A 4,191-nucleotide genomic window follows, 5' to 3' on the forward strand; every position below is an offset into this window, starting at 1 on the left:
GGCGGCCGGGGGTGCCTCCGTTTTTCTCTGTGGGTGGGGGGGGGGGGGGGGCGCCGCGCCCGCCCCCCGCCCCCCTCCTCGTGATCCCTCAGAAAAACACCGACCGCCGCTGTACCAGCAACTTGGCCCCTCTCTCTGCTGCCCTCGCACTGCTCCGCAGGCTTCGGACAGCTGCGCCGGACTCCGTCCGCCGACACGGCGCCCGCCGCACCGAACAGAAGTCGGCCCTGGCCCAACACTCCTCAGAAAAACACCGACCGCCGCTGCACCAGCAACTTGTAGAGCGTGTGCTGGATTTGTTCGCGGACCTGGTCCGTCAGGTTGAACATCAGCATCGGATCCTCCGCCGCCTCCGGCGGATAGCCGTCCGTCGGGATCGGCTCACCGAACTGGATCGTCCACTTCGTCGGCAACGGCACCGCCCCGAGCGGCCCCAGCCACGGGAACGTGGGCGTGATCGGGAAGTACGGAAACCCGAGAAGCCGCGCGAGCGTCTTCGCGTTGCCGACCATCGGGTAGATCTCCTCCGCGCCGACGATCGAGCACGGCACGATCGGCGTGCCGGCGCGCAGCGCGGTGGACACGAAGCCGCCCCGCCCGAAGCGCTGCAACTTGTACCGCTCGCTGAACGGCTTGCCGACGCCCTTGAACCCCTCCGGCATGACGCCGACCAGCTCACCGCTTTCGAGCAGCCGCTGCGCGTCCTCCGCGCAGGCCAGCGTGTGCCCGGCCTTGCGCGCCAGTTCGTTGACCACCGGCAGCATGAACACCAGGTCGGCCGCGAGCAGCCGCAGGTGCCTGTTCTCCGGATGGTTGTCGTGCACGGCGACCTGCATCATCAGGCCGTCCAACGGCAGCGTCCCGGAGTGGTTGGAGACGATCAGGGCACCGCCGTCGGAGGGGATGTTCTCAATGCCCTTCACCTCGACCCGGAAGTACTTCTCCGCGATCGGCCGGAGCAGCGACATCAGGACCTGGTCGGTGAGCTCCTCGTCGTAGCCGAACTCGTCGACGTCGTACTCCCCGGTGATCCGCCGCCGCACAAACGCGAGCCCACCCGCGAGCTTCCGCTCCCAGCCGCCACCCTGCGGCGGCCCGGCCGACTCCCGCGGCGCCGCTTCGGCCGCCGGCTCGGACGGTGGCTGCTGCAACGGCCGCACCTCCCGTACGGCCACGGGTTCGCCCTTGCGTCGGGCGCCGCCCCCGGGGCCCCGGCCGCGGCGCGCGGCACCCTTCGCCGCCGCCCCTCGCGACCTGTCGTCGTCGAACGGAATGACCTTGGCGTCCGCCATCGTTGATGCGCTCCTCAGTTGGCGCTCTGCGTCGGGGGGTGGCCGGGGACCGTGCGGGCACCGCCCAGGAAGGGCAGCGCGGCGATGCGGTCAACGGCCCCCGCGAGGGCCTGCGGCGGCAGCAGTCCCGGGCCCCGGCCGCGTACGAACTCCGCGAAGGCCTCCGCGGTCGTGTACTTGGGTGCAAAGCCCAGTGTGTCGCGCATCTGGTCCGTCGACACCATCCGTCCGTGCGTGAGCAGCCGGATCTGCTCGGGCGAGAAGTCCGTCGCGCCCAGCGTACGCAGCGCGCCGCCCACCCAGGTCACCGCGGGAAGGAACACCGGAACCGTCGGCCGGCCGAGCCGCCGCGAGCACTGCGACAGCAGCAGCACACCGTCACCGGCGATATTGAACGTGCCGCTGTTCAACGTCCCCCGGGCCGGATCGTGCGAGGCGATCCGCAGCACCTCGATCACGTCGTCCTCGTGCACGAACTGCAACCGCGGGTCGTAGCCGAACACGGTCGGCAGGACCGGCAGCGAGAAGTACTCGGCGAGCGGCGAATCCGCCGTGGGACCAAGGATGTTGGCGAAGCGCAGCACGCACACCGCGACATCAGGACGGCGCCGGGCGAACCCGCGCACATACCCCTCGACCTCGACGGTGTCCTTGGCGAAGCCCCCGCTCGGCAGCGACTTCGGCGGCGTCGTCTCGGTGAAGACGGCGGGATCGCGGGGAGCCGACCCGTACACATTGGTGCTGGACTTCACCACCAGGCGCTTCACGTTCGGCGCCTTCTGGCACGCGCCGAGCAGCTGCATCGTGCCGATGACGTTGGTCTCCTTGACCGCGCCGCGGCCACCGCTGGCCAGCGGGGTTCCCGTCACGTCCATGTGCACGACCGTGTCCACGCCGTACTCGGCGAGCAGCCGCGCGATCGTCGGCTGCCGGATGTCGGCCTGCAGGAAGTCGGCGCCGCCCAGATGGTGGGCCGGCGGCACCGCGTCCACGCCGATGACCCGGTCCACCTCGGGGTCCCGCTGGATCCTGCGTACGAACCGGCCGCCCAGCTGTCGGGCCACCCCCGTCACGAGCACGACCTTGCCCAAGATCAGCGCCTACCTTCCGTCCCAGACCCGCCTGCGGGTCACGTTATCGGTTCGATGTTGCGCTGTGATGTCTGCTCGATGCAGGAAGTGACGACAGCCACACCCCCCCAGACGCAATGTGGCCCTCCCACCGGATGGTGGAAGGGCCACAAGGCGCGCTGTACAGCAGCTGTCGCTTACTTCTTGTTACGACGCTGCACGCGGGTGCGCTTCAGCAGCTTGCGGTGCTTCTTCTTAGCCATCCGCTTACGCCGCTTCTTAATGACAGAGCCCACGACTACCCTCGCTCACTTCTCGGACAACCCCCGCAAGGCGGAGACAATCACTCGGTGCGGGGCTGCATTGGGGCCCACACGACCTACGGGGGGCAAGCCTACCCCGCTCCGAGTGCCGAGCAGAAATCGAGGTCCTCAGGACCCTGTGGATCAGCCGGCGCCCACCCCCACGTAGGAGTCGCGGAGGTACTCATGAACCGCGTTCTCCGGGACTCGGAATGACCTCCCCACCCGGATCGCGGGCAGATGACCACTGTGCACCAAGCGGTACACGGTCATCTTCGACACTCGCATCACCGCGGCGACCTCCGCCACGGTCAGGAACGCCACCTCGGATAGAGGCCTCTGCTCAGCAGCCATGACACACCTGAACCTTCCGCACTCGACGGCCACCGGCTTCCCCTTCCGGTGACTCAACGTCGTTGCGTGCTCACTCCCCAATGTAGAGGCGGGTGATGCGAGTGGGGAAGAGGAGCAGCGATCGGCCGCCTACTGTGACAGACACGCTCGATTGAGTACATAGCGAGTAAGCGGTCGGTAGTAATCAGACCGCACAGCGTCATCAAGTGGAACGACGACGGACACCTGCCCCTCAGCCTCACCGACGAACAGGGCGGGATCGTCCGTATCGGCCAGACCGATGGCGTCGAACCCCAACTGACCTGCACCGCAGACCCATCCGTGGTCCCCGATGACCAACTCGGGCAGCGGCTCGCCGGCCTCCGAGAGCGCACCGAGCACCAGCCGAACCGGGAGTGGCGAGTGGGTGTGCGCGCCGGTCTCACTTCGCGCCGGGTACGCGCCCGGTTCCCGCATCAACGCGACTCCCTGGTCGTAGTCGAGGTTGTACGTGCGTAGGCCGAATCGGGTCGTTATGTCGATACTCCGACCCTGCGCGGGGGTGAGGACAGGGCACCCCACCGCCGACAGGGCGTCCGCCAACGCGGCGTAGAAACCGAGCAGTCGGTGCGGATGTCCCGTCCCGAACAGCACTGGGGAACGGCTCTCGGCGGCCCGGCCGACCCGCTCCGCAAACGCGTCGAGCGCGGCCAGAGTCCGTTCCGGATCGATGACATCGTGGCCCGTGCGGTGTCCCGGGTCCCCGGACACCCCGCACTTGTCCGCCATCAGCGCGAGCAAGTCCCGGTGACCCCACGCCCACTCGGGATCGAGCCCGAGCATCACGCGCGGATCCCGCGCCTCGAACAGGCGGTAGCTCCGCAGGCTCTCCTCACGGGAGGTCGCCACGGGCCCGGCAAGCCGAGCCGCCAACAGGTGCGCACGCAGGGCGCCGACGCTCAACACCCTTGCGATGTTGCTGCATTGCCCCCACCCAAACCCCCGCTTTCCCCAAACACCCCACGGTCGGAGTAACCCCGCGTTCTAAGCCCCTCCGGCGATTGAGGAGCGGCATTCAAGCCCCTGCGGCGATTGAGCAGGCCTTTCAAGCCCCTGCGGCGATTGAGCAGGCCTTTCAAGCCCCTGCGGCGATTGAGCAGGCCTTTCAAGCCCCTGCGGCGATTGAGGCGCCTT

General features: G+C 68.5%; 5 protein-coding genes. All 5 read right to left on the bottom strand.

Going from position 1 to position 4,191, the window contains the following annotated elements; translation table 11 throughout:
* Nucleotides 1–242: 242 nt before the first annotated feature.
* The 5 genes from ABT004_RS36030 to ABT004_RS36050 all read right to left on the bottom strand — a co-directional run bounded on the left by ABT004_RS36030 (nt 243) and on the right by ABT004_RS36050 (nt 3,963).
* Nucleotides 243–1,292 (bottom strand): lysophospholipid acyltransferase family protein, encoded by a 1,050-nt coding sequence (locus ABT004_RS36030; protein ID WP_351345981.1) that lies wholly within the window; start codon nt 1,290–1,292, stop codon nt 243–245.
* A gap of 14 nt (nt 1,293–1,306) precedes the next feature.
* Nucleotides 1,307–2,383, bottom strand: coding sequence for an NAD-dependent epimerase/dehydratase family protein (locus ABT004_RS36035; RefSeq protein ID WP_351345984.1), 1,077 nt, complete (start codon nt 2,381–2,383; stop codon nt 1,307–1,309).
* 176 nt (nt 2,384–2,559) lie between these two features.
* Nucleotides 2,560–2,658, bottom strand: coding sequence for a 30S ribosomal protein bS22 (locus ABT004_RS36040; RefSeq protein WP_003948845.1), 99 nt, complete (start codon nt 2,656–2,658; stop codon nt 2,560–2,562).
* Between the two features lie 150 nt (nt 2,659–2,808).
* Nucleotides 2,809–3,018: a helix-turn-helix domain-containing protein gene (locus ABT004_RS36045; protein WP_351345987.1), complete on the bottom strand. Its 210-nt coding sequence runs from the start codon at nt 3,016–3,018 to the stop codon at nt 2,809–2,811.
* Nucleotides 3,019–3,147: 129 nt separating this feature from the next.
* Nucleotides 3,148–3,963, bottom strand: coding sequence for a phosphatase (locus tag ABT004_RS36050; protein WP_351345990.1), 816 nt, complete (start codon nt 3,961–3,963; stop codon nt 3,148–3,150).
* Nucleotides 3,964–4,191 lie beyond the last annotated feature (228 nt).

The sequence above is a fragment of the Streptomyces sp. NPDC002790 genome (assembly GCF_040295505.1).
Taxonomy (GTDB): domain Bacteria; phylum Actinomycetota; class Actinomycetes; order Streptomycetales; family Streptomycetaceae; genus Streptomyces.